23 protein-coding genes and 2 tRNA genes are annotated in these 26,980 nt (G+C 60.4%); 17 read left to right on the top strand and 8 right to left on the bottom strand.

Features of this window, described 5'->3' with window-relative positions:
• Window positions 1-69: 69 nt before the first annotated feature.
• A complete protein-coding gene (locus tag ACP7DE_RS00765; protein ID WP_426070861.1) occupies window positions 70-399 on the top strand; it encodes an SMR family transporter in 330 nt (109 codons plus the stop codon).
• On the opposite strand, the gene ACP7DE_RS00760 is transcribed toward ACP7DE_RS00765, so the two are convergent.
• Window positions 400-1,362, bottom strand: coding sequence for a succinylglutamate desuccinylase (locus ACP7DE_RS00760; RefSeq protein ID WP_426070293.1), 963 nt, complete (start codon window positions 1,360-1,362; stop codon window positions 400-402).
• A 139-nt stretch (window positions 1,363-1,501) separates the two neighbouring features.
• On the opposite strand from ACP7DE_RS00760, the gene ACP7DE_RS00755 reads away from it, so the two are divergent.
• Window positions 1,502-2,614, top strand: coding sequence for an acyltransferase family protein (locus ACP7DE_RS00755; RefSeq protein ID WP_426070292.1), 1,113 nt, complete (start codon window positions 1,502-1,504; stop codon window positions 2,612-2,614).
• 15 nt (window positions 2,615-2,629) lie between these two features.
• Here the strand turns inward: ACP7DE_RS00755 and ACP7DE_RS00750 are convergent, their stop codons facing one another.
• A complete protein-coding gene (locus ACP7DE_RS00750; protein WP_426070291.1) occupies window positions 2,630-3,094 on the bottom strand; it encodes a hypothetical protein in 465 nt (154 codons plus the stop codon).
• Between the two features lie 148 nt (window positions 3,095-3,242).
• Between ACP7DE_RS00750 and ACP7DE_RS00745 the strand changes: the two genes are divergently transcribed.
• The 12 genes from ACP7DE_RS00745 (at window position 3,243) to ACP7DE_RS00690 (ending at window position 13,974) form a co-directional block, all read left to right on the top strand.
• Window positions 3,243-3,319 (top strand) — tRNA-Val (locus tag ACP7DE_RS00745).
• Between the two features lie 80 nt (window positions 3,320-3,399).
• A tRNA-Val gene (locus tag ACP7DE_RS00740) sits at window positions 3,400-3,476 on the top strand.
• A gap of 211 nt (window positions 3,477-3,687) precedes the next feature.
• A complete protein-coding gene (gene thrS / locus ACP7DE_RS00735) occupies window positions 3,688-5,595 on the top strand; it encodes a threonine--tRNA ligase (protein WP_426070290.1) in 1,908 nt (635 codons plus the stop codon).
• A gap of 12 nt (window positions 5,596-5,607) precedes the next feature.
• Complete coding sequence (gene infC / locus ACP7DE_RS00730) at window positions 5,608-6,168, top strand: translation initiation factor IF-3 (protein WP_373629882.1); 561 nt, start codon at window positions 5,608-5,610, stop codon at window positions 6,166-6,168.
• A 227-nt stretch (window positions 6,169-6,395) separates the two neighbouring features.
• The gene (rpmI, locus tag ACP7DE_RS00725; RefSeq protein WP_010399216.1) at window positions 6,396-6,593 is read left to right on the top strand and encodes a 50S ribosomal protein L35; all 198 of its coding nucleotides are present in this window, start codon (window positions 6,396-6,398) and stop codon (window positions 6,591-6,593) included.
• 26 nt (window positions 6,594-6,619) lie between these two features.
• Window positions 6,620-6,979 carry a 50S ribosomal protein L20 gene (rplT, locus tag ACP7DE_RS00720; RefSeq protein WP_010399214.1) on the top strand — a complete coding sequence of 120 codons (360 nt, stop codon included), beginning with the start codon at window positions 6,620-6,622 and terminating at the stop codon, window positions 6,977-6,979.
• Window positions 6,980-7,124: 145 nt separating this feature from the next.
• Window positions 7,125-8,141, top strand: a complete 1,017-nt coding sequence (gene pheS / locus ACP7DE_RS00715) for a phenylalanine--tRNA ligase subunit alpha (protein ID WP_426070289.1) — start codon at window positions 7,125-7,127, stop codon at window positions 8,139-8,141.
• An 81-nt stretch (window positions 8,142-8,222) separates the two neighbouring features.
• A complete protein-coding gene (gene pheT, locus ACP7DE_RS00710) occupies window positions 8,223-10,649 on the top strand; it encodes a phenylalanine--tRNA ligase subunit beta (protein ID WP_426070288.1) in 2,427 nt (808 codons plus the stop codon).
• 170 nt (window positions 10,650-10,819) lie between these two features.
• Window positions 10,820-11,167: an integration host factor subunit alpha gene (locus ACP7DE_RS00705; protein ID WP_010399205.1), complete on the top strand. Its 348-nt coding sequence runs from the start codon at window positions 10,820-10,822 to the stop codon at window positions 11,165-11,167.
• 10 nt (window positions 11,168-11,177) lie between these two features.
• Entirely contained in the window at window positions 11,178-11,582 is a 405-nt protein-coding gene (locus ACP7DE_RS00700) for a MerR family transcriptional regulator (protein ID WP_426070287.1), read from the top strand.
• Between the two features lie 199 nt (window positions 11,583-11,781).
• A complete protein-coding gene (locus tag ACP7DE_RS00695) occupies window positions 11,782-12,414 on the top strand; it encodes a response regulator (protein ID WP_034783185.1) in 633 nt (210 codons plus the stop codon).
• Between the two features lie 219 nt (window positions 12,415-12,633).
• Entirely contained in the window at window positions 12,634-13,974 is a 1,341-nt protein-coding gene (locus tag ACP7DE_RS00690; protein ID WP_426070286.1) for a CHASE3 domain-containing protein, read from the top strand.
• Window positions 13,975-14,042: 68 nt separating this feature from the next.
• Here ACP7DE_RS00690 and ACP7DE_RS00685 read toward each other — a convergent pair whose 3' ends face one another.
• Together ACP7DE_RS00685 and ACP7DE_RS00680 are read right to left on the bottom strand one after the other, a co-directional pair.
• Entirely contained in the window at window positions 14,043-14,852 is an 810-nt protein-coding gene (locus ACP7DE_RS00685) for a Crp/Fnr family transcriptional regulator (RefSeq protein ID WP_426070285.1), read from the bottom strand.
• Between the two features lie 252 nt (window positions 14,853-15,104).
• On the bottom strand, window positions 15,105-17,162 hold the full coding sequence (locus ACP7DE_RS00680; RefSeq protein ID WP_426070284.1) for a methyl-accepting chemotaxis protein: 2,058 nt from the start codon (window positions 17,160-17,162) through the stop codon (window positions 15,105-15,107).
• A gap of 187 nt (window positions 17,163-17,349) precedes the next feature.
• Between ACP7DE_RS00680 and ACP7DE_RS00675 the strand changes: the two genes are divergently transcribed.
• Complete coding sequence (locus tag ACP7DE_RS00675) at window positions 17,350-19,038, top strand: peptide chain release factor 3 (protein ID WP_426070283.1); 1,689 nt, start codon at window positions 17,350-17,352, stop codon at window positions 19,036-19,038.
• Window positions 19,039-19,085: 47 nt separating this feature from the next.
• Here ACP7DE_RS00675 and ACP7DE_RS00670 read toward each other — a convergent pair whose 3' ends face one another.
• The gene (locus ACP7DE_RS00670) at window positions 19,086-20,978 is read right to left on the bottom strand and encodes a putative bifunctional diguanylate cyclase/phosphodiesterase (RefSeq protein WP_426070282.1); all 1,893 of its coding nucleotides are present in this window, start codon (window positions 20,976-20,978) and stop codon (window positions 19,086-19,088) included.
• 580 nt (window positions 20,979-21,558) lie between these two features.
• Between ACP7DE_RS00670 and rnk the strand changes: the two genes are divergently transcribed.
• Window positions 21,559-21,966: a nucleoside diphosphate kinase regulator gene (gene rnk, locus ACP7DE_RS00665; RefSeq protein WP_426070281.1), complete on the top strand. Its 408-nt coding sequence runs from the start codon at window positions 21,559-21,561 to the stop codon at window positions 21,964-21,966.
• Window positions 21,967-22,020: 54 nt separating this feature from the next.
• On the opposite strand, the gene ACP7DE_RS00660 is transcribed toward rnk, so the two are convergent.
• The 3 genes from ACP7DE_RS00660 to ACP7DE_RS00650 all read right to left on the bottom strand — a co-directional run bounded on the left by ACP7DE_RS00660 (window position 22,021) and on the right by ACP7DE_RS00650 (window position 24,301).
• A complete protein-coding gene (locus ACP7DE_RS00660; protein WP_426070280.1) occupies window positions 22,021-23,049 on the bottom strand; it encodes a transporter in 1,029 nt (342 codons plus the stop codon).
• A 116-nt stretch (window positions 23,050-23,165) separates the two neighbouring features.
• Entirely contained in the window at window positions 23,166-23,864 is a 699-nt protein-coding gene (locus ACP7DE_RS00655) for a YXWGXW repeat-containing protein (RefSeq protein WP_426070279.1), read from the bottom strand.
• A 188-nt stretch (window positions 23,865-24,052) separates the two neighbouring features.
• Window positions 24,053-24,301: a hypothetical protein gene (locus tag ACP7DE_RS00650; protein WP_426070278.1), complete on the bottom strand. Its 249-nt coding sequence runs from the start codon at window positions 24,299-24,301 to the stop codon at window positions 24,053-24,055.
• A gap of 379 nt (window positions 24,302-24,680) precedes the next feature.
• Between ACP7DE_RS00650 and ACP7DE_RS00645 the strand changes: the two genes are divergently transcribed.
• Window positions 24,681-26,975: a hypothetical protein gene (locus ACP7DE_RS00645; RefSeq protein WP_426070277.1), complete on the top strand. Its 2,295-nt coding sequence runs from the start codon at window positions 24,681-24,683 to the stop codon at window positions 26,973-26,975.
• Window positions 26,976-26,980 lie beyond the last annotated feature (5 nt).

Here is a 26,980-nt window from a genome sequence, read left to right as displayed (position 1 = left end):
ACAGGCGGCGGGCGGGCAGGGCGTTGTTGTTTTGATTTACCTTGAAAGGACTGTCGCATGAGCCTCGCCATGACGTATTTCTACCTGGCCATCGCCATCATCGCCGAAGTCATCGCTACCAGCGCCTTGAAGGCGTCCGACGGTTTCAGCCGCTTGCTGCCCAGTGTCATCACCGTGGTGGGCTACAGCATCGCCTTCTGGTGCTTGTCCCTGACCTTGAAGGTCATTCCTACCGGCATCGTCTACGCGATCTGGTCGGGCGTGGGCATCGTGCTCATTTCCGCCGTGGGCTGGTTCTGGTTCAAGCAGAGCCTGGATACGCCGGCCTTGATCGGCCTGGGGCTGATCATTGCCGGCGTGCTGGTGATCAATTTGTTTTCGAAGTCGGTCGGACACTAATCAAAAGCTGCTGGCCACCCGCGCCAGGTAATACCACTCCGCATTGGCTGCCGCGTTGACGTCCGGGAAGAGGATGTAGGCGTCGAATTCGGCCGTCACGGGCGTGCCGTCGGCGCGCACGCCGATCTGCTCGCCTTGTTTCACCTTGTCAAAGCTGGACCAAGTCTTGATGAAGCGGTCGTCCGCGTGCAGTTTGTCGTGCACGACGACCATGTTCAGCGCTTCCATGTCGACGTCGGCGATTGGCTGCGGTTGCGGCGCGTCGATGAAGCCGAGGAAGGCGAGCGTGTTCATAATGGCGCGGTAGGCGACATCCGGCGCGGCCGGGTCCGCGTGCTGGCCGCATTCCAGGGTCAAGGCGAAGCCGCCCGTCGAGCGCATGTATTCGGTGGTGCCCACGCCATAGCGCAAGACCAGGCCCACCTGGTCGCTATTGCCCAGGCGGCGCTGTACGCCCTGGCCGTAAGCGTGCAGCCAGCCATCGACGAAGCGGCGCACGCCCAGGCGGCGCGCCAGCGCGCGTTCCTTGTCTGCATGTTGAAACGGTTGCAGCGGACCATCGTTGTTGCGCGGCCCTACCATGACGAAGGGCTGGCTGTCGGCATTAAACGAGTGCAAGTCCAGCAGCACGTCGTGCTGGCCCAGCAACGGGCACAGCCAGTTGGCGATGCGGTCTTCGAAATCCTGCGGATTGTCGTTCGGAAACAGATTGCGGTTCAGGTTGCGGTCGCCGCTACGTACGCCCTTGGCGTAAGCCAGTGGATTGGTGATGGGCACGAAAGTGACGCTGCCAGCCAGGATGGAGAGGGCGCCGCTGTCGAGTTCAGCCATCACGCGGTGGATGCCCTTGGTGCCGCAGGTTTCATTGCCGTGCACGGCGCCCGTGACGATCAGGCGCGGGCCGCTGCCCTGGCCCGTGTAGTTGATGGACTTGAAGTGGAGTGCGCTGCTCATGCTGGACATATCCTATGCTGTTGCGGGAAGGGAAAGCGAGGTCGGCATATTTTAGCGGGATTCGCCGTGGCCGCCTGTAAAAAGTTGGCCATGGCAGTGTGCGGCATGGCATGATCGGCGCCACCGTTGTTTTCCATTGCTGATATCCATGTCGTCTTCTTCGTCTTCCTCGCGCCTGGCTGGTCTCGATACCTTGCGCGCGCTGGCCATCGTGCTGGTGTTCATGAACCATTATTTGCTGTTCGTCAGCGAGGGCGGGGCGTTTGGTTTCTGGGGGGAAATCGGCTGGACGGGCGTGGACCTGTTCTTTGCCCTCAGTGGCTATCTGATTGGCAACCAGATCTTTGCCTCCTTGCGCAGCGAACACGGGTTTTCCTTGCCCCGCTTCTATGCGCGGCGTTTCCTGCGCACCTTGCCCAACTTCTATGTCGTGCTGGCGCTGTATTATTTGTGGCCCACGTTTCGCGGCGATAGCGCGTTGCTGCCCCTGTGGAAATTCCTGACGTTTACGCAGAACATCAATTTGACACCGGGCACGGCGTTTTCCCATGCGTGGTCGCTGTGCGTGGAAGAGCAGTTCTATGTGCTGCTGCCGGCCGTGGCCTTGCTTGTCGCCGCTTGTCGCAAGTCGCTGCTGTGGGCGTGGGTGGCCGTGGCCGCCAGCTTTATCGTCGGCATGCTGCTGCGCGCGTATCTATGGGACGAATATGTGCAAGTGCCGCGCGGCGGCCTCGGCTATTACAAGTATATTTATTACGCTTCCTGGTGCCGTTTCGACGAGTTGGTGGCGGGCGTGGCGCTGGCGCTGCTGAAAAACTACCATCCCATCGCCTGGACGCGCCTCACTTCATACGGTAACCGCATCTTGCTGGCGGGAATCGCTGGCACGGCGCTGATGTTTTACGTGTTTCTCACCGATCACTATGGCTATAGCGTGACGGTGTTCGGCTATCCAGCCCTGGCCGTCAGTTTCAGCTTGCTGCTGGTCGCCGCGCTGAGTCCCGCCAGTGTCTTGTACAAAGTGCGCGTGCCGGGCGCCGCCAGCCTGGCCCTGTGGTCGTATGCAATTTACCTGCTGCACAAGCAGTTGTGCATTTTGCTGCGCCCGATTTTGCAGGATCTCGGTTACGGGCCGGACAGCCTGCCGGCCATGCTGGTGATGATCGCGTTCAGCATTGCCACGGGCTGGATCTTATATAAGGTGGTGGAAACGCCGTTCATGCGCTTGCGGGCACGCTATGTTCCCGCCAATCACGCCTGATTTACATCTCGTTCACTACATATCGATCACGTCCAGCCCCCGTGGCGTGCCCACCAGCAATTCCAGGATGGCATGCACGCGCAGATTCGTGTCTTCATGTTCCGTGTTGAAGATCAGGGTGCGCAGGCCGGGCACGGCTTCCGTGATGTGGGGGCTGGCGTAGGCATTGATCAATAACAAGACCAGGTCCGTGGCGCCCGCGCCGGGCTGGCGCCGTAGCCGGTCGTGGATCACGTTCAGCAGCGCGCGCTGCATGCGCGGCGTGGGATTGCTGATGTAGGCAAAGACGCTCGGCGTGTTGGCGATGGCCGCGCACAGGCGCCGCTCCATCTCGTCGGGCTTCACGTCGGAAGCGATATCGAAGTACGCCGCATTCCAGCGCGTGCGCGCATACGGGTGGCCGGGCGGGAAGGAATCGGCCGTTTCGAAACCGCAGACGCGGCTCAGGGTTTTCAGCCAGCTGAATAGGGTGGAGTTCATGCCGCGATTTTAGCGGCATTCCGCGCGTGCCGGGCCGACTCTGTATAAAGGGGGCTGACGCCCGGGAAGCGGATGAAAAACAGATTAAAGTTTCCTGTAAAACAGCCCTTGTCATTCTGGGAAAGCCTCTCTATAATGCTGGTCTTCGGGGCGGTTAGTTCAGCTGGTTAGAATACTTGGTCGACATCCAAGGGGTCGGGGATTCGAATTCCTCACCGCCCACCAGAATTTGGCAGTAGATGGTTTTTAAGCTGGCGCAAGCCGCAAGCGGTCATGTGAAATAAAATGATCAACAAAAGTTTTACGGGCGGTTAGTTCAGCTGGTTAGAATACTTGGTCGACATCCAAGGGGTCGGGGATTCGAATTCCTCACCGCCCACCAGAATGCAGTGAGAGAGAAAGGTAAAACCGGTTATGACACCGCGAACTACTACCAAGCTTTGGGAGTGACGCTAGTCGAACGGGTTTCCTTTGTCTCAAGAAAGTGAAAAACGCGGCTAGTCCGCGTTTTTTTGCGTCTGCGTTTTCCTTTCAGTTATTTTGCCCATCACACCGCAGTTTTACCTGGCGCCAGCGCCGATATGGAGATCAATATGCTTACAATCCGACTTCCCGATGGTTCCGCCCGTCAATTTGACGGCCCGGTCACCGTGGCCCAGGTTGCGGCCAATATTGGTGCCGGTCTGGCCAAGGCTGCCCTGGCCGGCAAGGTCGATGGCAAGCTGGTCGACACCTCCTATCTGATCGAGCAAGACGCCGAACTGGCGATTGTCACGGACAAGGATGCCGATGGCCTGGAAGTGATCCGCCACTCGACGGCCCACTTGCTGGCGTATGCCGTCAAGGAGCTATTCCCGGACGCACAAGTGACCATCGGTCCCGTGATCGACAACGGCTTTTACTATGACTTCGCCTACAAGCGTCCGTTCACGCCCGAAGATTTGACGGCGATCGAAAAGAAAATGGCGGAACTGGCCAAGAAGGATGAGCAAGTCACGCGCAAGGTTGTCGCGCGCGACGAAGCCATAGCCTACTTCAAGAGCATCGGCGAAGCCTACAAGGCAGAGCTGATCGGCTCGATTCCGGCCGACCAGGAAGTATCGTTGTATTCCGAAGGCAAGTTCACGGACTTGTGCCGCGGCCCCCACGTGCCATCGACGGGCAAGCTGAAAGTATTCAAGCTGATGAAACTGGCCGGCGCCTACTGGCGCGGCGACTCGAAGAACGAGATGCTGCAGCGTATCTATGGCACGGCCTGGGCCAAGAAGGAAGACCAGGAACTGTACCTGCATAACCTGGAAGAGGCGGAAAAGCGCGATCACCGCAAGTTGGGCAAGCAGCTCGATTTCTTCCATTTCCAGGAAGAGGCGCCGGGCCTGATCTTTTGGCATCCGAAAGGCTGGTCGATCTGGCAGCAAGTCGAGCAATACATGCGCAATGTGTACCAAGTTAACGGCTACCAGGAAGTCAAGGCGCCGCAAATTCTCGATCGTGGCCTGTGGGAAAAAACCGGTCACTGGGACAATTACCGTGAAAACATGTTCATCACGGAATCGGAAAACCGCGCCTATGCGCTGAAGCCGATGAATTGCCCTGGTCATATCCAGATTTTCAACAACGGTATGCGCAGCTACCGCGACTTGCCATTGCGCTACGGCGAATTCGGCCAATGTCACCGTAACGAACCGTCGGGCGCCTTGCACGGCATGATGCGCGTGCGCGGCTTTACGCAGGATGATGGTCACATCTTTTGCCTGGAAGAGCAGATCGCCGGCGAAGTGACGGCTTTCCATCAGCAGGCCATGGATGTGTACACGGCTTTCGGTTTTACGAATATCGATGTGAAACTGGCCTTGCGCCCGGATAACCGCATCGGCACGGAAGAGTCGTGGGATTTCGCCGAAGAATCCTTGCGTTCGGCCCTGCGCGCCTGTGGCGTGGAATGGACAGAATTGCCGGGCGAGGGTGCGTTCTACGGCCCGAAGATTGAATACCACCTGAAAGACAGCCTGGGCCGCGCATGGCAGGTGGGCACCGTGCAAATCGACCCGTCGATGCCGGGCCGCCTGGGTGCCGAATACGTGGCGGTAGACAATACGCGCCAGGTGCCGATCATGCTGCACCGCGCGATCGTGGGTTCGCTGGAACGTTTCATCGGCATCCTGATCGAACACTATGCGGGCGCGATGCCGCTGTGGTTGGCGCCAGTGCAAGTGTCGGTGTTGAATATTTCCGACGCTCAAGCCGATTATGTACAGGAAGTTACAACAAAACTGCGCAAAGCGGGGCTGCGCGTACAGGCTGATTTGCGTAACGAGAAGATTACCTATAAAATACGTGAACATTCCGTACAAAAATTGCCTTACATCTTAGTAATTGGCGACAAAGAGCGGGATGCGAATACAGTGGCCGTGCGGGCGCGGGGCAATATCGATCTGGGCGTCATGTCCGTCGATGCCCTGATTGAGCGACTCAAACATGAAGTCGACACCAAGGCCTGACGAGGAAACTCGCTGCACGACCGTCTTACAAGATTTTTAAAGGAAATTACAATAGCTACTGACAAGTCACATCGCATCAATGGCGAAATCACTGCCCCTGAAATGCGTTTAAGCGGGGTCGATAACGAGCCACTCGGTATCGTAAGTTTGGCTGAAGCCTTCCGCCTGGCGGAAGAGGCAAACGTCGACCTGGTGGAAATTGCGCCTACCGCGCAGCCACCGGTGTGCCGTTTGATGGACTACGGCAAATTTAAGTACTCGGAGCAAAAGAAAGCTCACGAAGCCAAATTGAAGCAAAAGATCATCCTCGTGAAGGAAGTCAAATTCCGTCCGGGGACTGATGATGGTGACTACAATATCAAGTTGCGTAACCTCATCAAGTTCCTCGATGAAGGTGATAAAACCAAAATCACGCTGCGTTTCCGCGGTCGTGAGATGGCGCATCAGGATATTGGCTTCCGTATGCTGGAACGTCTGAAAGCCGATCTGGAACCGTACGGTCAGGTCGAGCAGTTCCCGAAGATGGAAGGCCGCCAAATGATCATGGTTCTTTCGCCTAAGAAGAAGAAGTAAGCTACAATAGCGTTTTACTGTGAGTCGACGTGGTTTGTGCCAGCATTGGTGCGACACACGATTCCAGGCAGAATTTGCGCGGCCCGCTCAGCAATGTCCGGGCCGCGCGAACTGTAGCGGACTCGCATCCGCTGCACAGCATGTGAAAGCAGGCATCTAAGCGCAGCGTCGTGTTGCCACCTGCAATCCTGTTATAAATGGAGCTGTCCGTAAGAGGACAGATTGCTATGCCTAAAATGAAGACCAAAAGCTCTGCGAAAAAACGTTTTCGCGTGCGTCCGGGCGGTACTGTTAAATGTGGCCATGCGTTCAAACGCCACATCTTGACCAAGAAAACCACCAAGCTGAAACGCGCTCTGCGCGGTACCACCAATGTCGCTGCGTCTGACGTGAAATCCGTCTACCGCATGATGCCGACTGCTTAATCTCACACTCAATATAAGGAGTTACTATGCCTAGAGTAAAACGTGGGGTTACAGCTCGTGCCCGTCATAAAAAGATTCTTGTTCAAGCTAAAGGCTACCGTGGTCGCCGCAGCCGTGTATACCGTGTTGCCAAGCAAGCAGTTATGCGCGCTGGCCAATACGCTTACCGCGATCGCCGCAACAAGAAACGCGTTTTCCGCCGCCTGTGGATCGCCCGTATCAACGCAGCTTCCCGTGAGCATGGCGTAACGTACAGCGTATTCATGAACGGCTTGAAAAAAGCAAATATCGAACTGGACCGTAAAGTCCTGGCCGATATGGCTGTGATGGACAAGCCAGCATTCGCTGCGATTGTCAACGCAGTTAAAGCAAAAATCGCTGCGTAAGCATCGGTCATTGCACAACGTCATCCGTAGGGTGACGTCATAAAGAGCGGGGCAGGGGTGTGAACCTTATGCCCCGTTTCCGTTTTTGATTGTTGGACTTTTGATAATCGAGTCCAGAATTGATGTCCAAAACAGGAAATGCCGCATGAACTCCCTAGAAGAACTCGTCGTCTCGGCCCAGGCTGACTTTATCGCCGCCGCAGACGCTGCCGCACTTGAAAACGCCAAAGCCCGCTACCTGGGCAAGACTGGCCAGATTACTGAAATGATGAAGGGCCTGGGCAAACTGGATCCGGACGCGCGCAAGGCGCAAGGCGCCCTGATCAACGCCGTCAAAGTGCAGATCGAGGATGCGCTGACGGCGCGCCGTGATGCGCTGGCCGATGCCCAGATGCAAGGCCGCTTGAACGCCGAAGCGATCGACGTGACCTTGCCAGGCCGTGGCCGCATGCCTGGCGGCATCCATCCCGTGATGCGCACGTGGGAGCGGGTCGAGGAAATCTTCCGCTCGATCGGTTTCGACGTGGCCGACGGCCCCGAAATCGAGAATGACTGGACCAACTTCACGGCGCTCAATAGCCCGGAAAACCATCCAGCGCGTTCCATGCAAGACACTTTCTACATCGATGGCAACGACACCGATGGCAAGTCATTGCTGCTGCGCACGCATACGAGCCCCATGCAGGTGCGCTATGCGCGCACGCATACGCCGCCGATCAAGGTCATCGCGCCGGGCCGCACCTACCGCGTCGACAGCGACGCCACCCATTCGCCGATGTTCCACCAGGTCGAAGGCCTGTGGATCGCCGAAGACATCAGCTTTGCCGACCTGAAGGGCGTGTACCTGAACTTCGTCAAGGCTTTCTTTGAGACGGACGACTTGCAAGTGCGCTTCCGCCCATCGTACTTCCCGTTCACGGAACCGTCGGCCGAGATCGACATCGCTTTCGGTTCCGGTCCATTGAAAGGCCGCTGGCTGGAAGTGTCGGGCGCCGGCCAGGTGCATCCGACCGTGGTGAAGAACTTCGGCCTCGATCCCGAGAAATTCATCGGTTTTGCTTTCGGCTCCGGCCTGGAACGCTTGACGATGCTGCGCTATGGCATCAACGACCTGCGTCTGTTTTATGAGGGCGATTTGCGCTTCCTCAAGCAGTTTAACTAAGGCGTTTCATTATTCCATGTCACTCGATGCGCTGGAGCGTGCCATCGCATGCTCGCGTATTGAACATTTGAAAGCTTGATTATGCAATTTTCCGAAAACTGGCTCCGTACCATGGTCGACCCGAAGATGACTTCGGACGAACTGGCCCATCTGCTGACCATGTCCGGTCTCGAAGTCGAGGACGTCGATCCTGTCGCCCCGCCGTTCTCGAACGTGGTGGTGGGCCTGGTCCTGGAGATGGAAAAACATCCGAACGCGGACCGCCTGAATGTGTGCCAGGTCGATGTCGGCACGGGCACCATGCTCAACATCGTCTGTGGCGCGCCCAACGTGCGTCCAGGCTTGAAAGTCGTCTGCGCGATGGCGGGCGCCGTGCTGCCGCCCGGCGCCGATGGCAAGCCGTTTGAAATCAAGGTGGGCCAGCTGCGCGGCGTCGAGTCGCAAGGCATGCTGTGCTCCGCGCGCGAACTGAAATTGTCGGAAGAAAACGCCGGCTTGATGGAATTGCCGGACGACGCACCGATCGGCCAGAATTTCCGCGACTATTTTGCCTTGAATGACTTGAAATTCACCATCAAGTTGACGCCGAACAAGGCGGACTGTCTGTCCGTGCTGGGCGTGGCGCGTGAAGTGTCGGCGCTCACGGGCGTGCCCCTGAATGTGCCGCAGTTCCGCACCGTGCCTGTTTCCAGCGACGAAGTCTTGCCGGTGAAAGTCAGCGCGCCGGACCTGTGCGGCCGTTTCACAGGCCGCGTCATCCGCGGCTTGAACGCCCGTGCCGCCACGCCGGACTGGATGAAGCAGCGCCTCGAGCGCAGCGGCCAGCGTCCGCTGTCGGCCCTGGTCGATATTTCCAACTATGTCATGCTGGAACTGGGCCGTCCTAGCCACGTGTTTGACCTGGCGAAGATCCACGGCAGCCTCGACGTGCGTTGGGGCAAGGCGGGCGAATCCGTCAAGCTGTTGAATGGCAATACGGTTGCCGTCGACGAGTGGATCGGCGTCATCGCCGATGACCAGGAAATCGAATCGCTGGCCGGCATCATGGGCGGCGACGCCAGTTCGGTCTCGGACGATACGCATAGCATCTACCTGGAAGCGGCATTCTGGTGGCCAAACGCGATTCAAGGCCGCGCGCGCCGCCTGAATTTTTCCACCGATGCGGCGCACCGCTTTGAGCGCGGCGTCGATTTCGCCACCACCGTCGAGCATATCGAGCGCATCACGGCCCTGATCGTGGAAATCTGCGGCACGCCAGCGACCAGCGTCGGCCCTGTCGACGACCACGTGGTGAACTTGCCGCAACGCCAGCCAGTGACGATGCGCACGGCGCGCGCGCAAAAGGTCATCGGCGTGCCGCTCAATGATGCGTTGATCGCCGATATCTTCACGCGCCTGGCCTTGCCATTCACCCTGGCGGACGGCGTATTTTCCGTGACCTCGCCCAGCTACCGTTTCGACATCGAGATTGAAGAAGACTTGATCGAGGAAGTGGCGCGCGTGTACGGTTTTGAAAACATCCCGACCTTGCCGCCCGTGGCTGAGAACGTGATGCAGATTGCGCCAGAAAATACACGTTCGCTGTTTGCGGTGCGTCATGAGCTGGCCGACCTGGGCTTCCAGGAAGTGGTTAACATGAGCTTTGTCGATACGGCATGGGAGCGCGATTTCTCGGGCAACACCCAGCCGATCAAATTGCAGAACCCGATCGCCAGCCAGATGAGCGTGATGCGTTCCTCGCTGATCGGCAGCCTGATTGCCAACGTGCGCTATAACCTGAACCGCAAGACGAACCGCGTGCGCATCTTCGAAGTGGGTGCCATTTACCAGCGCGACGACAGCGTGGAAAACGGTCCCTTGTCGGTGGCTGGCTACGCCCAGCCAAAGCGCGTGGCAGCCATGGCCTACGGCCCGGTAGCCGACGAGCAGTGGGGCCAGGCTACACGCACGGTCGACTTCTTTGACGTCAAGGCGGACCTGGAAGCGCTGTTCGCGCCGTTGGCCTTGCGCTTCACGAAGGCGGAGCATCCGGCCCTGCATCCAGGCCGTTCGGCCAACGTGGAATTCGATGGCAAGGTCATCGGTTTCATCGGCGAATTGCACCCGCGCTGGATGCAAAAGTATGACTTGCCGCTGGCACCCGTGCTGTTCGAAGTCGACGCCGCCGCCTTGACGCAAAGAGTCGTGCCCGTGTACCAGGAAATTTCGAAATTCCCTGGCGCCAGCCGCGATCTGGCCGTGGTCGTCAAGCAATCGGTGGCGGTGCAGGATCTGCTCGACAGCTTCCATGCTGCCGCCAAGGCAAGCCCGGCAGCGCGTATCGTGCAAGCCATTGTTTTATTTGATGAATATCGTGGAAAAGGGCTGGAAGCGGATGAAAAAAGCCTTGCTTTCCGGATTAGCTTGCAAGATACTCAAAACACTCTGCAAGACGATGTCGTCGATGGCCTGATGGCTGTCCTGATCGATGCGGCCAAGCAGGGCCACGACGCGAAACTGCGTTCGTAATTACCGGACTGGCCGTCGCCTTGCGTGACGGCCTTTCCGTCGTCAACCGTAGACGAGCTTGCCATGTGGCAGGCTCGGGCGCACAGAAAAGGCAGGGCAGGAAAATTAATAACAGCGACGTTGATTCCGCCGTACTGCAATCCGCACTGGCCGCCGATCTGCATCGGGCCATGCTGGTTGCCAAAGTGCGCCAGGAAGCGGAAAAAGATTTACCCACCTTGACCAAGGCTGAACTGGCTGAACTGTTGTTCGAGCAAGTGGGCCTGAACAAGCGCGAAGCGAAGGATATGGTCGAGACCTTTTTCGACGAGATCCGCAATGCGCTCGAGCGGGGAGAGGCCGTCAAGTTGTCCGGTTTCGGCAATTTCCAGTTGCGTGACAAGCCGCAACGGCCGGGCCGCAATCCGAAGACGGGAGAAGAGATCCCCATCACGGCGCGTCGTGTCGTGACCTTTCATGCGAGCCAGAAGCTGAAAAGCATGGTCGAAGAGACCAGTCCGCTGGCACGTGCTGCCTGAGTGAGTGGCGATGAACGAGCGCATCAGTAAAACCGAGTTGATCGCCTTGCCGCCCATTCCGGCGAAACGCTATTTCACGATCGGCGAAGTGAGCGAATTGTGCGGCGTCAAACCGCACGTATTGCGCTACTGGGAGCAGGAGTTTTCCCAGCTCAAGCCGGTCAAACGACGTGGTAACCGCCGTTATTATCAACACCATGAAGTGCTATTGATACGCCGCATCCGCGAATTGCTGTATGAACAAGGCTTCACTATCAGTGGCGCGCGCAACAAGCTCGATAGCCGTGGCGCATCGCATGCCATCCTTGATGAGCTGCCTGTGCTGCCGACCGTGCCTGTCGTGCCGCAGGAAGCACCGCTGGACCGCGTGTGGATGCGCAATGAATTAATTGCGATTTTAAACTTGCTAAAATAAGATTTGTACCAATATAGGTGGGGTTGTCCGATACCGCTTGACTATACTGCATGGCACAAGCCTAGACGCTGCGGGTATCGTACGACACGCTATATTTTGAATATAATGTTAATGTTGCGTTTTTGTTAGTGACGCTAAGCCGGAGCAGCGTTCAGGTTCCGGTAGTCTTTCCCAGGCCAGGAAAATTTAAGGGGAAACAATGATACGCGTTGCCATTTGTGATGATCACCAAATAGTACGAGCTGGATTCAAACAGATTTTTTCGTCGTCAAGCGATTTCAGTGTGGTGGCGGAAGCCGGTACCGGGCGTGAAGCGCTCGATATCGCCCGCCGCGAAATTTGCGATGTGCTGTTGCTCGATATCGCCATGCCCGATCAGAGCGGCATCGATACCTTGCGCACGATCCGCCAGGGCCAGCCGGAATTGCCCGTGCTGATCCTCAGCGGCTATCCCGCGCAGCAATACGCATTGAACCTGTTCAAGATGGGCGCGAATGGCTATCTGAACAAGGAATGCGAAGCCGATGAGCTGATGACGGCCGTGCGCACCGTGTTTCAGGGGCGCCGCTACGTCAGTTCCACCGTCGGCGAATTGCTGGCGCAGTCGTTCGACCGCGATACGAATGCCGCCCTGCATACGGAATTGTCGGACCGCGAATTCCAGGTCTTCCTGCGCCTGGCGCGCGGCGCCACCGTGTCCGATATCGGCGTGGCCTTGTCGCTGAGCATCAAGACGGTGAGTACCTACCGTACGCGCATCATGGAAAAAATGGGCTTGCAATCGAACAGCGACTTGACCTATTACGCAATGAAAAACAATTTGCTTGACTAGCGCAGCGGTGCGATCATGGAAACATGATCGCTCAGCCAGCTAAGCAGCACGACTTGTGCAGTGCAGCAGTCTGTGGCGAGGATTATAATTGGCCGGCGCCGGCGCTTTCTCCCGCGCCGAACCTTGCTAAGGATGCACATCAGGATGTATTTCACCGTTGAACCGGCCCCGAATCACCGCCTGCCCCTCTACAAGACAATCCTTTGCGTGGCTTGCGCCTTGTTGCTTGTACTTAATGGTTTCAGTCTCTTTCATAATCTGCAATCGCTGAAGGGCACGAACGCCTTGCTCAGCCAGAGCGCCCGCGTAGCGGACCGCCTGCAGTATTTGAACGTGCTCGTGTTGGACGCGGAAAGCAGCTTGCGCGGCTATTTCATTTCCGGCTCGGAAACTTATCTGGGGCCGTCGAAGACCGCCACCACCGAAATCGACAACGAATTCAACGAGCTGCAAACCTTGCTCGCGGGCAGTCCCACCCAGCTGAAAAATCTGGCCCAGCTGAAAAGCTTGATCCGTCGCAAGATGTCGATGTTGCAAGAGTCGATCGAGGTCTACAAGCAGGGCGGGCTGGCCGAAATCGTCAATATCTCGCGCGTGACCGACGACCGCGCCACCATGGACGAGATCCGCCTGCAGGTGGTGATCATGACGCGCGAGCAGAATGAAGCGCTGTCGTCCGGCAGCGCCGCCTTTTATCATGAGTACCAGAAAGCCGTGCTGCTCGGCATTGGCATCAATGCGCTGGCCATCCTCGTGCTGATCATGTTTTACCAGCTGGTGCGGCGCAGCTTCCAGAACCGCGCGGCCGTCGAGTATGCATTGCAAAATGCCAACGACACCCTGGAATCGACGGTCAGCAAGCGCACGGAGCAATTATCCGTGCTGTCGCGCCATTTGATCAGTGTCAATGAAGTGGAGAAGGCGCGCCTGGCGCGTGAGCTGCACGATGAGCTGGGCGCCAATTTGACCTCGATCAGCATGGACCTGGGCGCCGTCACGCAGCAACTGGCGCACACGCAGCCGGCACTGGCGGCACAATTGCGACGTGCCAAGGCCACCCTGCTGGAAACGGTGGAACTGAAGCGCCGCATCGTCGAGGATTTGCGCCCCAGCCTGCTGGACAACCTGGGCCTTTGCGCCGCCATCGAAAGCTATTGCGAAGATTTTACGCGCATGAGTTCGGTACGCTGCGAAACGGACGTGGCCATCAATATCGACAACCGCGAAGCCACCCTGACGATCGCCCTGTTCCGTATCGTGCAGGAATCGCTGACGAATATCCTCAAATATGCGCGCGCCGGCATGGTCAGCGTGACATTGAAACGCAATGAACACGGCCTGGTGCTGCGTGTGATCGATGACGGCATCGGTATTACTGAAGATGCCCTGCAAAAACCCATGTCGCACGGCTTGCTGGGCATGCGCGAGCGGGCCTTGCTGTTGGGTGGTAGCCTGACCGTGCGCCAGGGCCCGGAAGGCAAGGGCACGTGCGTGGAAGCCGTGATTCCGTTGCCGCTGACGCCTGAGCCGGAAGAGATCGACGAAGACGCCAGCGTTTGACTGGGTAGGGATAGAAAAATGGCCGGGCATGCCGCCCGGCCATTTTTTTGATCCTGCTGCACCGTCGATCAGCAGCGCGACACGTCGCGCAGCAAACGGTCATATTCCGTCTTGGCCACCTTGTAGCACTCACCCGCATAGCCTTCCAGGCCAGCGCGGTCCAGCACCGTGATATTGCCGCGGCGATAGTGGATCAAGCCTTCATCCTGCAGCTTGCCGGCAGCGGCCGTGATGCTTTCGCGGCGCACGCCCAGCATGATGGAAATGAGCTCTTGCGTCACTTTCAATTCGTTCGATGGCGAACGGTCCAGGCGGTCCAGCAGCCAGCGGCACAGCTTTTGCTCGATCGAGCTGTGGCGGCCGCCGACGGCGTTTTGCGCCATTTGCGCAAACAGGGCGTTGGTATAGCGCATCAGCAACTGGGGCAGGGCGCCGCCCTGGTTGAAGGCATCGCGCAAGCTTTGTGTCTTCAGGCGGTAACCGTAGCCGGCGCTTTGCACGACGGCCGTGCACATGGCGCGCTCGCCCGCCAGCAGCGAAGCACCGGCCACGCCTTCATGGCCGACGACAGCGATTTCCGTCGTGGCGCCATCTTCCATCACATACAACAAGGAAATGATGGCGGTGGTGGGGAAATAGCTGTATTCCATGTTGTTGCCGTAGGCATACAATTCCTTGCCGAACGGCAGTTCCACCAATTCCAGGTCTTCGAACAGCGATTCGAGCGCGGCGCGCGGCAGGGCTGCCAGCAATTCATTCTGTTGGGCACTGCTGAGGCTAACCCGCGACGCAAGCTTGATTTCCCGTCCGGCTGCTGGCATGACGCGCGGCAGCAACTGGTTCTTCTGGACCGGGGTGATAAGTTGAGTATGGTTCATAGTATTCCTCACAGGCTTTTTACATCGGAGTGCGACTGCCGCGTTGCTGGTCAAAAAAGTTGCCGAACACATGTGGTAATACTTATGTGGTAATACGCATGTGGTAACAGCATTTTGTCGACCGCGCGGTGCAGATCGCGATGTAGTTACTTTAAAAGCTTATGTAAGTGGCGAACATAAGATTAGCAGTCGCCACTTTGTAGTCTCTTTTGAGGTGGAATTGTAGTCCTTGTCCTACGTGCACACTTTTGACTAGCTGGCCTTGCGCCGTTCTGCGCGATTTTGTGATATGACACGCGGCTTATTGGCGCTCCACAGGCCGGCCGGACGCACGCTGGGCAAGCCATCACGCACGCTCGCGGCGCTCACCTGGCGCGCGCCAGGTATCTCGTGTTCGCCCAGGCGGAAGCGGCTGACGGCCTGCGTCAGTGCCTCACCTTCCTGGTGCAGGCGCTGCGAACCGGCGCGCGCTTCGTCGACCAGGCCGGCGTTCTGGCGCGTCATATCATCGATTTGCGCCAGTGCCTGGTTGATGCGGGCGATCTCGCCATTCTGCTCGGCGCCGGCGCTGCTGATGCGTCCGATCACCAACGCCACTTGCTGCACCGCATCGACAACTTGCCGCATGGTGTTGCCGGCGGCATTGACGAGGTCGCCGCCCGCATCCACGGTGGCCACGGAATCGCCGATCAGGCGCTTGATTTCCAGCGCCGCCTCGTTCGAGCGCTGCGCCAGGCTGCGCACTTCGGACGCGACGACGGCAAAGCCGCGCCCTTGCTCGCCCGCGCGTGCTGCTTCCACAGCCGCGTTCAAGGCCAGGATATTTGTCTGGAAGGCGATGCCGTTGATGACACCGATGATGTCGACGATCTTGTGCGAGCTGGCCTTGATCGAGGCCATGGTCTCGACCACGGCGCCCACTGTCTGGCCGCCGCGCAGGGCGACGTCGGCCGCTGTCGCCACCAGGGTGCGCCCCTGTCCCACATGGGCTTCATTGCGGCCCACGGTGGCCGTCAGTTCGCGCATCGAGTCGACGGTGGCGCCCAGCGCGTCCGCTTGTGTGGCCGTGTGGCCGGACAGGGCGGCGTTGCCCTGGGCGATATCGGCGCCGGCGGCGGCGATGACGGCCGCGCCGCCGCGGATTTCCTGCACCAGGGTGGCCAGGCCGTGCGTCATGGCGCCGAAGTCGCGTACCAGGTCGCCGATTTCGTCGTGCGCCTGCGAGGTGATGCGTTGCGACAGGTCGCCCGCCGCCGCCGCGCCGACGGCCACGCGCAATTGCGTCACGTCGCGCGCGAACGCGGCATAGAAGCCGGCGCACAGGTAGGCGGCGGCCAGCAGCACCAGCAGCATGGCAGCCAGGATCAGGGCGCGGCGCGCCTCGTCGCGGGCGATGCGCTGCGCCAGCAGGCTGTCCAGGGCGGTGGCCGCGGCGATCGAGAGCGTGTGCAAGGTGTCGATGGCTTGCATGCCGGCCGCGTGGAATTGCGCGCCCGAAGTCTGGTCGTAGGAATTCGTCACTTCATTTTTGCTGCGTTCGAGGAAGGCCAGCGCGGCCGGCACGGCTTTCAGGGCTGCTTGCAGGCTGGCGCGCAGTTCCGGCTTGGCGGCGACGATTTCGTCGAAGCGGGCCGGCAGGCGCTCCAGTTCGTGGCGCGCGATCAGGGCGTTGGCGTTGACAAGTTGATCTTCATTCGCTTCGAACAGGCCCGTGTCGATGTAGGCGGCGCCGCGCCCGGCGATGTCGGACAGGCTCTCGGCCAAGTCGGGCAGGGTGGCCGTGAAGACGGCGCTCAGGTGGTTGGCGCCCGCGTCCGGGTCCAGGCTCAAGTGCGAGCGGTCGGCCACCAGTTGGCCCAGTTTGGCCGCCTGGCGCAGCAGTGCCGTGTGCGCCGCGTAGCTGTCGCGCGCCGCGAGGCCCGCCTGGCGGCCCAGCAGGGCTTGCCACTGCTTCGTCAGCTCGGTCGCCTGGGGCAGGCCCGCGCCTGCCGGCAAGCGCGTCAGGGCTGCCAGCGCGGCCGTGATGCGCGTATTCAGGGCCGTGTTGTCCATGCCCGCCTTGCCGCTCAGGCGCAAGTGCTCCAGGCCGCGCCGCTGCTGCAGCAGCCGCGTGCCTTCGTGTAGCTGGCGCACATAGGCCACGCCCTGCTGCGCATCCTGCGCCTGGGCCAGCGACTTGCCCAGCTCCGAGATCAGCAGGGTGGTCGCCAGCGCCAGCGGCAGCAGGAAAACCAGGCAGACAAGCATGAATTTGGGTAGCAGGCGCAAGCGCTGCATGAGTCGGATGGCGGGGGTGAGGAGGATTTTCATCGGGTTTCCAGGGTAGGGTGACAACATTTCTGCAGTGCAATGTTGCCTGCGGATTGTGACCTCTTGATGAAGTGCGCGACAGCCTGGCTAATTCGTCCTGTCAATTTTGCCGTTCGCCAGAGTGAAGCAGTTCACACGGAAGGGCGATCCTTCTGTAAAATCGAGGGTTTTTTGCGAGGGCCATATTATGGTCACCAATATGGCCAACGAGAACGACATCACTACCCCCGATTCCAGCGACAATGCGGACAACGCCGCAGCGTCAGCCAGCAGCAAGGCGCCTGCCGTGATCGCGCGCGAAGTGCAGCGCCGCCGCACCTTCGGCATCATTTCCCACCCGGATGCGGGTAAAACCACGCTGACGGAAAAACTGCTGCTATTCTCGGGCGCGATCCAGATGGCCGGTACCGTCAAGGCGCGTAAATCGGGGCGCCACGCGACGTCGGACTGGATGGAGATCGAGAAGCAGCGCGGCATTTCCGTCGCCTCCTCGGTGATGCAGTTCGAATTCCGCGGCCACGTCGTCAACCTGCTCGACACCCCGGGCCACCAGGACTTCTCGGAAGATACCTACCGCGTGCTGACGGCCGTCGATTCGGCCCTGATGGTAATCGATGCGGCCAAGGGCGTGGAAGCGCAGACGATCAAGCTGCTGGCTGTCTGCCGCATGCGCAATACGCCCATCGTCACGTTCATGAACAAGATGGACCGCGAGACGCGCGATCCGCTGGACCTGCTCGACGAACTCGAATCGGTGCTGAAGATCCAGTGCGCGCCTGTCACCTGGCCTATCGGCATGGGCAAGAACTTCCGCGGCGTGTATCACCTGCTGAAAGACGAGATCATGCTGTTCAAGGCCGGCGAAGAAAAAGCTGACGGCGCCTTCGAAATCATCAAGGGCATCGACAACCCGCGCCTGCAAGAGATGTTCCCGCTGGAGATGGACCAGTTGCGCATGGAAGTGGAACTGGTGCACGGCGCATCGAACCCGTTCAACCTGGAGGAATTCCTCTCCGGCGTGCAGACGCCCGTGTTCTTCGGTTCGGCCATCAACAACTTCGGCGTGCGCGAGATTCTTTCCGCGCTGGTCGACTGGGCGCCGGCGCCGCGCGAGCGCGACGCGACCGTGCGGTCGGTGGCGCCGACCGAGCAGCCGTTCACGGGGTTTGTGTTCAAGATCCAGGCGAATATGGACCCGGCGCACCGCGACCGCATCGCCTTTTTGCGCGTCTGCTCGGGACGTTTCGAGCGCGGCATGAAGGTCAAGCACTTGCGCCTGGGCCGCGAGATCAAGGTGTCGAACGTGGTGACCTTCATGGCATCGTCGCGCGAACAGGTGGAAGAGGCGTACGCGGGCGACATCATCGGCTTGCCGAACCATGGCAACATGCAGATCGGCGACAGTTTTTCCGAAGGAGAGATGCTGACCTTTACGGGTATTCCGTACTTTGCGCCAGACTTCTTCCGCTCCGTGCGCATCCGTAATCCCTTGAAAATCAAGCAGTTGCACAAGGGCCTGCAACAGCTGGGCGAAGAGGGCGCGGTACAGGTCTTCAAGCCGGTGCAGGGCGGCGAACTGGTACTGGGCGCCGTCGGCGTGTTGCAGTTCGAAGTGGTGGCCAGCCGTTTGCTCAACGAGTATGGCGTTGACGCTGTGTTCGAGGGCACCAGCATCAGCAGCGCGCGCTGGGTCAGCTGCGACGACAAGCGCGTCCTGCAGGATTTCGAGAACGCGCTGGGTCACAACGTGGCCTACGATGCGGCCGGCAACATGGCTTACCTGGCGACGTCGGGCGTGAACCTGCGGCTGACAGAAGAGCGCTGGCCGAAGCTGAAGTTCCACGCGACGCGCGAGCATTCGGCGAAATTGGCTTAATGAATATGCAGTAGGTGCCAAGGGCAGAACCGGTGGTTCTGCCTTTTTTACGCCTGCAGGATCGTGCGCGTGCTCCAGTCACGCCGCTCCAGTAGCAATGCCGTCAGCTGCGCCGCCGTCATCGGGCGCGCGAAGAAAAAGCCCTGCACGTTGTCGCAGCCGGCTTTTCTTAAAAACTCCACCTGCTGCACTGTTTCCACGCCTTCGGCCACCACTTTCAAATGCAGGCTGTGCGCCATGGCGATGATGGCCGTGACGATGGCTTCGCCCTCGCCAGGCAAATCGTGCACGAAGCTGCGGTCGATTTTCAGCTGGTCTATGGGCAGGCGCTTCAGGTAGGACATCGAGGAGTAGCCGGTGCCGAAATCGTCGATCGACAGGTGGATGCCCGTTTCCTGCAGGCGTCGCATCAGTTCCACGTTGGCGTGGACATTGTCCATCAATACCCCTTCCGTGATTTCCAGCTCCAGCAAGCCATGCGGCAGCTGCGTCTCGTGCAGGATGGCGCGGATATCGTCCATCAGTCCCGGGTCGCGCGCCTGGCAGGCCGACAGGTTGACGGCCACGTGTTCGAGCGAATCGAGCAGGCCCGCCTTGCACCAGAGGGCCGCTTGGCGGCAGGCGCTTTGCAGCACCCAGCGTCCCAGGTCGACGATGATGCCGCTTTCCTCGGCCACGGGAATGAATTCGCTGGGGCTGAGCTGCCCCATCTCGCGGCAATGCCAGCGTATCAGCGCTTCCACGCCCACGATACGCCCGCTGCGCAAGTCGATTTGCGGCTGGTAGTGCAGATACAGTTCCTCGTTTTGCAGGGCCTTGCGCAGGTTCGCTTCCATGCGCAGGCGGCGCTGGGCGCGCAATTCCATTTCTGACTGGAATACGGCGTAGCGGTTCTTGCCCTGGTGCTTGGCGTGGTACATGGCCGTGTCGGCATTGCGCGTCAGGGTCGCCACGTCCTGCGCATCGAACGGATACAGGCTCACGCCGATGCTGGCGCTGACATACAGCTGGTGCCCTTCCAGCGCGAACGGCGTGGCCAGCACGGCGAGGATCTTGCTCGCCACGCTGGCCATTTCCGAGGCGTCGTCGGCCGGTTCGACGATGACGACGAATTCGTCTCCGCCGATGCGGCAGATGATGTCGGTGCCGCGCAGGATCGCCACCAGGCGCTCGGCAACCAGTTTCAGCAACTGGTCGCCGCAGTGGTGGCCCAGCGTATCGTTGACCACCTTGAAGTTGTCCAGGTCCAGCAACAGCAGTCCTACGCTGCTGTCCTGGCGGTCGGCGCGCGCCAGCGCGTAGGCCAGTGCGTCGTTGAATTCATGGCGGTTCGGCAGTTGCGTGACCGGGTCGACGTGGGCAAGGTAATGCAAATGGTGTTCCGCATGCTGTGCGGCGCTGCGCGTGCGGCGCACCATCAGCGCCGTCAGGCCGAATGCACACAGGCAGACCAGCAGGGTGAAGGCGGAAAATTGCGCCAGGCTGCCCAGCAGTGGCGCCAGGCTGGCGCGCAGATACAGTGCGCCGCCGCCGGGCAAGGTCCGGAGGATGGCGGCGCTGCCGTCCAGGTAATCGATTTGCTGACCGGTACGCGGCGCCTGGGGCGCGGCATCGCTGGCGCTGCGCGCGTAGCGGGCGAATGGCGTGCCATACGGGCTGTAGAGCAGCGCTTGCCGGATATGCGGCGCGGCGGCGAGGGAGGCGAGCAGCTGTTGCGCCGCAAGACGATCGTCCTGGCGCATGGCTTGGGCGGCGGCAGGCGCCAGCATGTCGGCCTGGATGCGCAGATTGCGCTGGAAAGATGTCTGGAGGGAAAATAACTGGAAGAGGATCAGCAGCAGGCTGGCCGCGGCCAGCATGGCCGCTGCGGCCAGCAGGTTCAGCCTGGCTATCCGGTCACCGCGCAACTGCACCGAGGGCAGCATCAATGGCGCCATCATGACGCATTCTCCTGCCGGCCTCGCTTGTCGCCACCCCGTGTGATCCCGCCTCGCCCTGCCATACTTTACGTTCCAGTCTGATGAAAACCGAAGTGAGCCGGAACTCTCAACGTGTTGTTAAGGCCGACATATTGTCATTTTGCGGCGTGAAAGTACAGGGCGCGCGGCAATTTAGTGGTCATGCCGCAGGCTGTTGGCCGCATGCAAGGCGACAAGTCAGGCGTAAAAGGCGGGACGTGTCTTTCTAATAATAATACAATCTGAATTTTAATCCTTTTTTTGCCGGCGGGTTTTTTTTCCTAAAAACATGCTGACGGCAAACAAAATGTCATGAAGAATAACTTGATTGCTTCCATTCATCCGGGCACGGATTAACTTTTTGTTTGTATGTGCCATTGCAAGTCATTGATTTTAATAAATTTTAATGAGGAATGCGAGAACGCTATGGCCTTGCTCCGCGAGTTCGTCCATAATCCGCAGATGATGGACGTTCTGATGCTGTTTGTTTTGTCTGCCGCGGCCAAGTAAACAGCCGCCAGCAAAGCCGGACGTCGCCCTAATGATCAATAGTGAGGATATCTTGGAAAAAAAGCCAAAAATTATTTTGTCGTCACAAGACCTGGAACGACTGGAAGCGTTGTTGTATGCCTTGGGAAATAACTTGTCGCCAGACAAGGCCGCCTTGCTCGATGAGCTGGGCCGTGCCGAGGTGCTTGAGCCGCAAGAAATACCGCCCACCGTCGTGACGATGAATTCCACCGTGCGCTTCACAGTGGAAAACAAGGAGGAATTCTGCCTGACGCTCGTGTATCCAAAAGATGTGGAGGGCAAGGCCGAGCGCATTTCCGTGCTGGCGCCGGTCGGCAGTGCACTGCTGGGCCTGTCTGTCGGCGACAGCATCGCCTGGCCCATGCCCGGCGGCGTGGTGAAGGTGAAGATCGAGGAAATCGTTTATCAGCCTGAACGGGCCGGCGAATACCACCGTTAAGCTGTGACGGCGGACGGCGCCTGCCGTTCGCCTGCCAGACCGTGTGTCCAATCATCAACTATTGCGCTGCACACGCACCACCAGCCATCCCGCCACGACGGTAAACGTGACGATGATGGAAACGATGATCCAGAAGCCCTGTGGGTGCTCGGCCAGCGGAATTCCGCCCACATTCATGCCCAGCATGCCGGCGATGATATTGATCGGCAAGGCCAGCACGGTGACGATGGTCAGCACGAACAGGCTGCGGCTGTTTTCCTCGTTGACCCTGGCGGCAATTTCTTCCTGCAGCAGCTTGATGCGTTCCTGCAAGGACGACATATCGCTGAGCACCACAGAAAATTCCTCCGTCGACTGGCGCAATTCCAGGCTGTCCAGCTCCGACACCCATGAAGGCGGGCGTTGCAGCAGGCGGAACAGGGCTGCCGGCTCCGGCGCCAGCAGGCGCTGCAGCCGCACCAGCACGCGCCGCATGGCACCCAGGTCTTCGCGCTTGGGCACCAGGCGCCCGGCCAGCAAGTGGTCTTCGATATCGTCGACCCGCGCCACGGCATCGCGCACGATGTTGACCAGCACGTCGGCCTGGTCGCGCAGCAAATGGATCAGCAGTTCCACCGACGAGCGGATCGGCTCGTGGTTCTTGATGACGGCCTGGCGCAATCGCTCGATCGACTGCAGCGGCGCGCGGCGCGCCGTAATGACGAGATTTTGTGCCACGCTGGCCCACATTGTGGAAATGTCGGACGCTTCGAACGAGAAATTGTGCACCACATCGTTGACCACGGCGATCAGGGTGTTTTCCGCCTGTTCGATGCGCGTGGAACGCGAACCCTGGTGCAGGGTTTCATAGAATTCATCGGCCAGCTGCGTATGCGTCATCAGCCATTTTTCGCTGGCGGCATGTGATAAATTGAAATGCAGCCAGACAAATTCCTGCGCCGGACGGGCTGCGCCATCGTCCAGCCAGGCCAGTGCGGCCATCGAGTCAAGCGCCAGCGGCTGCGTCTCGCGGCCAAACAGGAAGCCCCAGACCAGGCCCGAGGTATCCGAGCCGTAGGTAAAGCCGGCAGTTTCCATCGCCATCGTGAATCTTTCTCGCGCAGTGTAATTGATCGTCGCGCGATTTTAATACACAGATATGTCCGGAAAATGACAAGGCCACCGCGATGGGTGGCCTTGGTGGGTACTACAGCCGCGTATTAGCTGCGGTTCGGGTTGTTTGGCCGGTGATCGTCGCGGTTCCGTACGCCATCGCCGTCGCGGTCGTGGCGGTTGCCATTGTCGCGGTCATAGCGGTTGGGGATGCCGTCGCGGTCGCGGTCGCCGTTCGGACCGCGTGGCGACCAGCGGCCTTGCTCCATCTGCCAGCGGCCATCGCGCTGGTTCCAGGCGGGCGGCGCATATGCATAGCCGGGGCGTTCGGCGATCCACACGCCGGGGGTCCAGGTGTAGCGCTGGCTGCGCCATTCCCAGTGGCCGGGCGCCCACAGGTAGCCGTGGCGGGCGCGCGGGATGGCTTCGCGGCGCGGCGGTGGTGGGGCGATGCGGACCTCGTCATAGCGCACGGGCTGCACTTGCGCGGCGACCCAGCCGCCACGATCCAGGCGCCAGTGCTTGTTCTCTTGTGTCCAGGCGGCGCGGCGGTATTGGTTGCCGCCGCGTTCGCGCAGCCATTCGCCGCCGGTCCAGACATGGCGCTGGCCATCCCAGTTCCAGTAACCGGGCGCCCAGACATAGCCGGCGCGCGGCGCGGGCGCGCTTTCAAACCGTGGCGGAGGCGGGGCGTTGCCGACGACAATGCTGACGCCGAGCTGATTCTGTGCCATCGCCTGCACGGGCAGGAAGGCTGCGGTGCTGATGGCAAGCATGGCTGCTGCGTAGAGTGTGATGGGTTTCATGGTGTGCTCCATTTCGGTGATTGCGTGAAATGGACTATAGGCGCTTGCTGGCGGTTTTTCGTCTTTGATTCAACTTATTACAATTGACACAATACTGTGTGTCCGTGTATCCGTGGCGGATACAAATGGCGGCCTGGCGCGGCAGCTAGCCGTGGTGCGCCAGGCGGCGTGGCGTCAGCATGGCTGGCTCACAGCGTGCTGGCGATAGCATTGCCCAGCAAGGCTTGCCGTTCCTCGATCAGCGAGGTTTTCTTTTCCTGTTCCGTCAGGCGCTTGGCGCTGACCACCACCACGGGGATGGCGCTCGCTTGCGCGGTAGCGGCGGTTTGCTCGGCCTGTGGCTGGACAAAGCTGGCGTAGCTGACGCCGCAGGCGATGGCGACGGCGACGGTGAAGATGGCTTCCATGTTTTTCAAGGCGTTTTTTGGCGTGTTCATGATCGTTCCTTTCGGGTGGGCGGGTGGGTATGTCTGCACTGTAGCCAGGCGCGCGCCGTTACGCCATGCAGATGCGACCAGCCGTGGTTTTGGCGGGATGGCCTGCAAAAAAACGGCGCTGAAATGCCTGCGCACGGCGCCGGCAAGCGACCGCTTGAATTGAGGCCTAATTATCCCTGTATCCCTGCATATGAATGCACTTGCCCTATGGCATTATTCGACACTGCACAGTGTTGTGCGCCTGTTGTGCGCCGTGTTGTGCGCCGTGTTGCGCACGCTCGGCGCGCGGCAGGTGCTGCGCCAGCTGTCCTGCTAGAATCGGCATGGCAGCCGTGTTGCGCACACTTGCGCACACAATCATTCTCATCAGGAGTCACACATGTTCCAATTGTTTGGTTTTGGCGGCGCCCGCTGCCCGCGCTGCGAGCACAAGAACGGCGCCGCCGCCGGCTATTGCGCGCAATGCGGCTTGTCGCTGGGCGCCCCCGACAGCGATGCGGTGCTGCATGCCAATCATTGGCACCTTGCTGACGGGCAACTAGCCCTGTTCTTTGGCGTGCGCGAACTGTCCTCGCTGTTCGGCAGCGCTGCGCGCCGCCTGCAGGTGCCCGCCGAGTCGCACGCCTGGATCGTGCAATCGGACGCTTTCACCGTGATACCGGCCGGTGACTACGACAGCGCCAGCTTCTTTGCGCGCCTGCCGGCGCTGTTGCCGGCGCGCCCGGCCGAAGTGCTGATCGCGCGCGCCGACGCAGTGAGCCTGGAATTCGACTTGCCCGGCCTGCCCAGCACCGAGCTGCTGGGCATTGCCGCATCCCTGCGCGTGGATATCGCGCTGGGCCAGCCCGATGCGTTCGCGCGCCAGTTCATGCGTGCGCCGGGCGCCGTCACGCGCGCCCACCTGCACGCCTTGCTGCTGCCGTCCGTGCGCCAGATTGCGCTGGAATTCATTGGCAGCCGCGCATTGCGCGAGATGGACGCGAATGCCGACTTGCGGCCCGAATTGAACGAACGCCTGCAATCGGCCCTGACGCAGCGCCTGGCACCCAGCGGCCTGGCCGTGGCGCGCGTGGAAACCCTCAGCCTGCGGCACGACAAGCGCGAGGGCAACGGTGACGCAGCCATTGGCACCCTGTGGCTGGGCGGCTTGCCGGCGCAGGAATTGGAACAGCACAGCCTGGAACGCATGAAGCAGCTCGACCAGCTGTATGACGAGGAAGAGTGGCAGCGCATCCGCCGTGAAGAACTGGCGGCGCGCCATGCGCACCGGCGCGCCGAACTGCAGCAGGATGCGACGCTGGAAAAAGCGGAGCTGGGGCACCAGGAAGCGGAGCGCCTGCAAGCGCTGCGCGGGCGCCAGATCGACCTGTATGGGCGCATCCTGGAAGCGAAATCGCGGCGCCAGGCGCTCGACCATGGCGCCGCGCTGACGCTGGGTGAACTGGAACAGGAACTGGCGCAAAAGGGCGCGCAGCGCGCCGATGAAGCGGCCAACTGGGAACACGTGCGCGCGCTGGCTGCCATCAAGATGCGCAGCGAGCTGGAACTGTCGCAGCTGCATGGGCGCGAACAGATCCAGCTGGCGCAGCAGCGCTTTACCCATCAAGTCCACTTGCAGTCGATCGCGCAGCAAATTGAGAGCGCGCTGCTGATCGATGACGAGACCGGACGCCGCACCCAGCTGGCGCGCCTGCGCCAGGCGGAGGCGGATGCGGCCCAGCGCGAGGCGCAGCTGGAGGCGGAGCAGCACCAGGCCGCCTGGCAGGGCCTGATGCTGGCGAATGCGGCGCGCAAGCGCGAGGCCGAGCGGGTGCAGGAGTGGGAAGACCAGATGCAGCTGGCGCGCCAGCGCGAACTGCTGCGCGCCGAGGCGCACAAGGATGAAGCGGCCCAGGTGCAGGCGGCGGAGATCGCGGAAAAAGTGGCGGCGCTGCGGCGCGGCGGCGCGCGCGAGGACGCCATCGCGCAGCAGGAAAAGCTGCTGCGGACCATCGAGGCCGACGGCGTGCACGCGCGCCAGCTGCAGCAGCAGTCGCAACTGGCGCAACTCGACGCGCTGGCCATCGAGGAACAGCGCCAGCAGCTGCGCCAGCTGGAACAGGAAGCGCAATGGCAGCGCGACTTGCTGGCCATGGCGCAGCAGCGCGAAAGCGATTACGCGCGCTGGAAGGGCGAATACGAAGCCCTGCTGGCGCAGCAGGCGCATGCGGCTGAATTGGCGCGCATCGACATCGACCGCATCGAGAAAATCGGCTCCCTGAGCGACACGGGCAAGGTGGCCATGGCCGCCGGGCAGAACGCGGCCGCGCTGGCGCAAGTGCTCAAGGTGCAGCTGCAGGCGGGCATGAGCGCCGAACAGATTCATGCGCTGGCGGCGCTGGCGGCAGCCGAAAACAGCGTCGCGCCGCTCGACGCCATGCGCATGGCGCAGGACAGCGTGGCGCAGGAGCGCAACTACCTGGAAGGCCAGGCCGAGCGCGAACGGCGCCAGCAGCTCGACCTGATCAACCTGCAGAATGCGGCGCACAGCCATGGCCTGTCGGCGCAGGCGCTGCAGCCAGGCGCGGCTTCTGCCGCTGGCGCGCCGGCCCGCTGCAAGAACGGCCATGCGCAGCGCGCGGGCCATCCGGAAGATAAATTCTGCGCCGCCTGTGGCGTCGCCCTGCAGCCTTGATGGAA

The sequence above is a fragment of the Janthinobacterium sp. DSP2-3-3 genome, assembly GCF_049897325.1.
Lineage (GTDB): Bacteria > Pseudomonadota > Gammaproteobacteria > Burkholderiales > Burkholderiaceae_D > Janthinobacterium.
The sequence above is the reverse complement of the archived record's forward strand: the minus strand, read 5'-3'. Positions and strand labels throughout refer to the sequence as shown.

Bases quoted from the DNA above. Each gene is read 5' to 3' on its own strand.
- ACP7DE_RS00765 (WP_426070861.1), top strand. From the start codon at position 70: ATGACGTATTTCTACCTGGCCATCGCCATCATCGCCGAAGTCATCGCT.
- ACP7DE_RS00760 (WP_426070293.1), bottom strand. From the start codon at position 1,362: ATGTCCAGCATGAGCAGCGCACTCCACTTCAAGTCCATCAACTACACG.
- ACP7DE_RS00755 (WP_426070292.1), top strand. From the start codon at position 1,502: ATGTCGTCTTCTTCGTCTTCCTCGCGCCTGGCTGGTCTCGATACCTTG.
- ACP7DE_RS00750 (WP_426070291.1), bottom strand. From the start codon at position 3,094: ATGAACTCCACCCTATTCAGCTGGCTGAAAACCCTGAGCCGCGTCTGC.
- thrS (WP_426070290.1), top strand. From the start codon at position 3,688: ATGCTTACAATCCGACTTCCCGATGGTTCCGCCCGTCAATTTGACGGC.
- rpmI (WP_010399216.1), top strand. From the start codon at position 6,396: ATGCCTAAAATGAAGACCAAAAGCTCTGCGAAAAAACGTTTTCGCGTG.
- rplT (WP_010399214.1), top strand. From the start codon at position 6,620: ATGCCTAGAGTAAAACGTGGGGTTACAGCTCGTGCCCGTCATAAAAAG.
- pheS (WP_426070289.1), top strand. From the start codon at position 7,125: ATGAACTCCCTAGAAGAACTCGTCGTCTCGGCCCAGGCTGACTTTATC.
- pheT (WP_426070288.1), top strand. From the start codon at position 8,223: ATGCAATTTTCCGAAAACTGGCTCCGTACCATGGTCGACCCGAAGATG.
- ACP7DE_RS00705 (WP_010399205.1), top strand. From the start codon at position 10,820: ATGCTGGTTGCCAAAGTGCGCCAGGAAGCGGAAAAAGATTTACCCACC.
- ACP7DE_RS00700 (WP_426070287.1), top strand. From the start codon at position 11,178: ATGAACGAGCGCATCAGTAAAACCGAGTTGATCGCCTTGCCGCCCATT.
- ACP7DE_RS00695 (WP_034783185.1), top strand. From the start codon at position 11,782: ATGATACGCGTTGCCATTTGTGATGATCACCAAATAGTACGAGCTGGA.
- ACP7DE_RS00685 (WP_426070285.1), bottom strand. From the start codon at position 14,852: ATGAACCATACTCAACTTATCACCCCGGTCCAGAAGAACCAGTTGCTG.
- ACP7DE_RS00680 (WP_426070284.1), bottom strand. From the start codon at position 17,162: ATGAAAATCCTCCTCACCCCCGCCATCCGACTCATGCAGCGCTTGCGC.
- ACP7DE_RS00675 (WP_426070283.1), top strand. From the start codon at position 17,350: ATGGTCACCAATATGGCCAACGAGAACGACATCACTACCCCCGATTCC.
- ACP7DE_RS00670 (WP_426070282.1), bottom strand. From the start codon at position 20,978: ATGATGGCGCCATTGATGCTGCCCTCGGTGCAGTTGCGCGGTGACCGG.
- ACP7DE_RS00660 (WP_426070280.1), bottom strand. From the start codon at position 23,049: ATGGCGATGGAAACTGCCGGCTTTACCTACGGCTCGGATACCTCGGGC.
- ACP7DE_RS00655 (WP_426070279.1), bottom strand. From the start codon at position 23,864: ATGAAACCCATCACACTCTACGCAGCAGCCATGCTTGCCATCAGCACC.
- ACP7DE_RS00650 (WP_426070278.1), bottom strand. From the start codon at position 24,301: ATGAACACGCCAAAAAACGCCTTGAAAAACATGGAAGCCATCTTCACC.
- ACP7DE_RS00645 (WP_426070277.1), top strand. From the start codon at position 24,681: ATGTTCCAATTGTTTGGTTTTGGCGGCGCCCGCTGCCCGCGCTGCGAG.